The sequence below is a fragment of the Sinomonas sp. genome (assembly GCF_036848755.1).
In the GTDB taxonomy this organism is placed as follows: domain Bacteria; phylum Actinomycetota; class Actinomycetes; order Actinomycetales; family Micrococcaceae; genus Sinomonas.
In genome coordinates, this window is record NZ_DAIUJO010000183.1 from 1 (window position 1) to 4,581 (window position 4,581).

The 4,581-nt window shown below is 69.2% G+C and carries 4 protein-coding genes, 1 tRNA gene and 1 pseudogene; 3 read left to right on the top strand and 3 right to left on the bottom strand.

Annotation, left to right across the window (positions count from 1 at the left end; translation table 11 throughout):
* Window positions 1–131 precede the first annotated feature (131 nt).
* Window positions 132–204 (bottom strand) — tRNA-Glu (locus V7053_RS17965).
* A gap of 178 nt (window positions 205–382) precedes the next feature.
* Between V7053_RS17965 and V7053_RS17970 the strand changes: the two genes are divergently transcribed.
* Together V7053_RS17970 and V7053_RS17975 are read left to right on the top strand one after the other, a co-directional pair.
* On the top strand, window positions 383–754 hold the full coding sequence (locus V7053_RS17970) for a metallopeptidase family protein (protein ID WP_334173630.1): 372 nt from the start codon (window positions 383–385) through the stop codon (window positions 752–754).
* A 147-nt stretch (window positions 755–901) separates the two neighbouring features.
* Complete coding sequence (locus V7053_RS17975; protein ID WP_334173631.1) at window positions 902–2,419, top strand: C40 family peptidase; 1,518 nt, start codon at window positions 902–904, stop codon at window positions 2,417–2,419.
* Window positions 2,420–2,499: 80 nt separating this feature from the next.
* Here the strand turns inward: V7053_RS17975 and V7053_RS17980 are convergent, their stop codons facing one another.
* Window positions 2,500–3,534: a universal stress protein gene (locus tag V7053_RS17980; RefSeq protein WP_334173632.1), complete on the bottom strand. Its 1,035-nt coding sequence runs from the start codon at window positions 3,532–3,534 to the stop codon at window positions 2,500–2,502.
* 242 nt (window positions 3,535–3,776) lie between these two features.
* Between V7053_RS17980 and V7053_RS17985 the strand changes: the two genes are divergently transcribed.
* Window positions 3,777–4,376 (top strand): FAD-binding protein, encoded by a 600-nt coding sequence (locus V7053_RS17985; protein WP_334173633.1) that lies wholly within the window; start codon window positions 3,777–3,779, stop codon window positions 4,374–4,376.
* On the opposite strand, the pseudogene V7053_RS17990 reads toward V7053_RS17985, so the two are convergent.
* Window positions 4,350–4,581, bottom strand: a pseudogene (locus tag V7053_RS17990) (copper resistance CopC family protein); the annotation flags it as partial. The gene V7053_RS17985 and the pseudogene V7053_RS17990 sit on opposite strands and share 27 nt — an antisense overlap.

Sequence of the window (4,581 nt, forward strand, 5' to 3'; positions counted from 1 at the left end):
GCGACCTCCGCCGTGACAGGGCGGCGCGCTAACCAACTGCGCTACAGGGCCTTGTGGTGTCCGAGGCTTCCCTCGCTCACAAGATCTAAATCCTAGCAGACCCGCAGGTCGCGCTCCAAAATCAGATCTTGTACCCCCAACGGGATTCGAACCCGTGCCGCCGCCGTGAAAGGGCGGTGTCCTAGGCCGCTAGACGATGGGGGCCTGAGAACCTCACGAGACTCCCCTTGCGGGGCATCCCAGTCGAAGTGGACGCAGAAAACTATACGGTGTGGCCGCCGTCGCCCACAAATCGCGACGCCTGCGCCGCCGCGAGGCCCGTCCGGCGGCTGCCCGGGGCTGCCCGCGACCGCCCGGGAGGGGCGCGGCTAGCATGACGCCCATGGGCGCGTGGATGGACGAGGACGAGTTCGAGGAGGCGGTCGACGCCGCACTGGCCCGCATCCCGCGGCGGCTCGCCTCCCACATGGACAACGTGGCGGTCTTCATCGAGGACCGCTATCAACCCGGACCCCACGACGACCCCAGCAGAGTGCTTCTGGGCCTCTACGAAGGGATCCCGCTCACCAAGCGGGACTCCTGGTACGCGGCTGGCTCGCTGCCCGACCGGATCACGATCTTCCGCGAACCGCTCCTCGCGATGTGCGACAGCCGCGAGGAGGTCGAGCGCGAGGTGCTCGTGACTGTCGTCCACGAGGTGGCGCACCACTTCGGCATCAGCGACGCGCGGCTCCACGAGCTCGGCTGGGGCTAGCGCTCAAGCCCCGCCCCAACGACACGCCTCAACTCCTGCGACGAAATGACACTCCTGTTGTTTAAGCTACGTCTGTGACCTTTGTTGCAATTGTGACAATTGGTCCGTAGCCTCGTCCGGGGAATGTGTCGAGGCTACGAGGTGTGCATGGAGATGAACGTGAAGTCCGCCGGACGGGCATTCGCCGCAATCGGCGCTGCTGCGGGACTTGTTCTCACGCTCGCCGCGGGCCCCGCCACCGCAGACGATCCCAGCATCCCGACCCCTCAGGAGATCAACGCCGCGAAGGCGAACGCGGACTCGACAGCCGCCGAGGTCACGCGTGTCGAAGGGCTGATCCTTACAGCCCAAGACGCCCTCGCCCACAGCACAACCGACGCCATGCGCGCCAACGACGCCTACAGCATGTCGCTCGTGACCCTCGATCAGCGCCGGACCCAGGCCCAGCAAGCCCGCAGCAAGGCGGATGCCGCCGACGCCGCCGACCAAGCGGCGCGCAAGGCGGTCGGTGCCCTCGCCGCGGAGCTCTACCGAAGCGGCGGGCTCAACCCGAACGTCCAAGCATTCGTCGCCGACAACGGGGGTGCGGTCCTGGATCGGGCCGCGGCGCTGCAATCGATCAACGAGCGACGCACCGATGCCTTCAACTCCGCCCAGCAGGCCGCAGACGCGTCAAAGCAGCTCCGTGACCAAGCCGATCAGGCGGCCCAGGCAGCGGACAACGCCGCCAAAGCCGCGGAGCAGGCGAAATCGGCCGCCGACGCCGCCAACGCGTCATACCAGCAGGCCGTCCAGCAGGCGACTGCGCAGCACACGACGCTCGTGGGGCAGCTCGCAACCCTCCAGAACACGACGGTTGCGCTCGAACAGGAGCGCGTCGCGGGGCTCGAACGGCAGCGCCAGCAGCAGCAGTACGCCGCCCTTCTCGCCGCGTCGACCAACGCCTCTTCCAGCACCGCGCCACAGGCGCAGAACCCAGCACAGGCGGCGCAGGCCCAAACACAGACGACGGCGAGCGGAAACTCCGCCAGCGGCTCGCCGGTCACCGCATCGGGCAACAACGCGAGCCAATCGACGTCGCCCCTGCAGCCGGCATCCAACGGCCAGCCTTCTCCGCTCGCCCCGGCGCCCGCCCCCGCCCCTGCCCCGGCACCCGCCCCTGCTCCGGCGCCCGCCCCTGCTCCGGCACCAGCGCCAGCACCCGCGCCTGCTCCGGCACCGGCGCCAGCGCCAGCACCCGCGCCTGCTCCGGCACCGGCGCCAGCGCCAGCACCCGCGCCAGCCCCCCAACCCACGGGTTCCGGCATCCAGGCGGCCATCAACGTCGCGATGTCCAAGGTCGGGGCGCCCAACTACTACCTGTGGGGCGGCACCGGACCGACCGGCTTCGACTGCTCGGGGCTCGTCTGGTACTCGTTCAACGCGGCTGGCATCTGGGTCCCGCGAACGGCAACCGAGCAGTACGACTCCGCTCCCGTCCATGTTCCGCTCTCCGCGGCCCAGCCCGGCGATCTCGTGGTCTTCGGCACGGCCGGCAGCTTTTACCACGTGGGCATCTACATCGGCAACGGTCAGATCGTGAACGCGCTGAACCCGACCGATGGGATCACAGTGACGCCGCTCGCCTGGATGTCGGGAGTCTGGCCGACCGTGGCCCGCTACTAGCGCCTACCCCGTCACGCCAGCTCCTAGGGGTCGCGCCAGCTCTCAGGGATCGCGCCAGCTCTCACAGGTCGCGCCAGCTCCTACGTCGTCAGCATCGGCCCGAACTTGGATCGATCGGCGAGACGCGCATCTTCGTGGTCAGGAACAACCATGACCGGGCCCTTCGCGTGGTGAAGCACACCATCGGTCGTCGAGCCCAGGAGCATGCCGGCGAAGCCGCCGTGCCCGCGGGTTCCGACGACGAGGAGCTCGACCGAGCGGCTCGCCTCCACGAGGACGTCGACGGGGGCGCCATCCACGAGGCTCGTCTGTACCTCGAGGTCAGGGAAATGGCTCTGGAGCCACGCCGTCCCTGCCTTGAGCTGCGTCTGGATGTCCCGGAAGAGCTGCTCCCGGTCGACGGGTGCTGGAACCCACGCGAGGCTCCCGCTGAACTGCGGCACCGCACACACGACTCGCAGCGGGACGCCGAGCAGCATCGCTTCCTCCGCGGCCACCAGCACGGCCGCACGGGCCTGCTCTGAACCGTCCACTCCGACGGCCACGACGGGCTCTACGCCCTTCGGGCTCTCCTGAGCGTCCTCTTCACGGACCCGCCGATCGCCGACCCGCTCACCCAGCCGCTCTGCAAACCGCAACGGGACCGTCACGGTCGTGCACTTCGCGTGGGCCGGGAGGGCGCTGCTCACCGATCCGAGGAGGCGGCCCACGAAGCCGCCGCGGCCGCGCGTCCCGAAGACCAAGAGCTCGGCCGTCTCCGAGAACTGCAGCAGCACGCCAGCAGCGTCGCCGCTCTCGACGGACGAGGTGATCTCGACGTCGTCGTACCCCTCGAGGGAATCGACCGCTTCCTTGAGGACTGCCTTCGCACCCTCTTGGATGACGGTGTCGTCGATGGTCGAGTATCCGCCGTCGAGCCCCGAGGCCGCGAAGATGGGGACGCTGTACGCAGTGACGACGTGGAGCGGGCGCCTCCGCCGCTGCGCCTCCTTCGCCGCCCAGATCAGCGCGCAGCGGCCGTGATCCGAGCCGTCCACTCCGACGACTATGCCGGTCGGAAGCGCAGCGTCTCCGCCGAGGCTCTGGCCGGTCTCCCGTTCGGGCTGGTCTGCCATGGCGTCCTCCTCGTCCCTGAGCCGCAACGGGCCCTCTGAGGCGAAATCGCCCCTTAATGGACAATGGTGGTCGGTTTACAGGGCTGGTCAAGCTCCGACGGCGGCGGGCCGGACCCGAGGCCCTCCCACCTGCGGGACGGGCCTACCGATGAGTCCCGAATCCGGGTAGTCTTCCGAAGGTGCTTCCCCGGGGGACGACGCACGCAAGTCCTTTTGCCCGCCAAACGGAGGAGAGTCGGCCTGTGTCCAGATCGCTGTCGACCACGTCGGAGTCCACGACTGCGGTCGTGATCGGCACGGGCCTCTCGGGTCTCGCGGTGGCGGGCGAGCTGAGCCGGCGAGGCGTCGAGACTGTGACGGTGCACGGCTTCGAGTCCGGTGCCCCGAGCACGATGACCACGGCGCTGCGGGTCGCGGACCTCTCCTCCGACGACTCTGCCGAGTACCTCCAAGTCATGCGCCACTTGCGCAATCACGTCACGAGCCTCGGCCTCGACGTGAGGACGGACGTGAGCGCCCAGCACCTCGCGCTCGTCGAACAGCCTCAGGGCAACGCCCAGTTGCGGTGGGCGGTGCGCACCGAGAACGGAGTGATCTTCGCCGACGCCGTCGTGCTCACCCGCTGCGCGCACAACCAGTTCCGCCGGTTTCTCGCGGACCTGGGGTTCTCGCTCGGCGAGACACTCGTGCAGGAGCTTGCGGGAATCGGCCTCTACCTCATCGGAGTCGCCGAGCTGTCGTCCCCGTCGACGCGCGAGCTGCTCCGGCAGGCGAAGGCAGTCGGCAAGGCCGTTGCGGCCGTTTCCGGCCGTCTCTCAAGCGGGCTTGTCGCCGCCCTCTGAGTCCTCGGGCTCGCCGTCGGCCGCTCGACGAGCCAGCACGGCCCAAGCGATGAGAAGCGCGACCCCGAGTATCCCGAAGACGATGAAGATCCACGTGAGCGGATTGCCCGGAGCCTGGGGTGGCGCAGGGGGCGTCTGGGTCGCCCCCGGGGCCGCTGGCTGCATCCCGGGCACGGCGGGGCCGCTTGCGGGCGCGGACGGCGCG

Bases quoted from the DNA above. Each gene is read 5' to 3' on its own strand.
- V7053_RS17970 (WP_334173630.1), top strand. From the start codon at position 383: ATGGGCGCGTGGATGGACGAGGACGAGTTCGAGGAGGCGGTCGACGCC.
- V7053_RS17975 (WP_334173631.1), top strand. From the start codon at position 902: ATGGAGATGAACGTGAAGTCCGCCGGACGGGCATTCGCCGCAATCGGC.
- V7053_RS17980 (WP_334173632.1), bottom strand. From the start codon at position 3,534: ATGGCAGACCAGCCCGAACGGGAGACCGGCCAGAGCCTCGGCGGAGAC.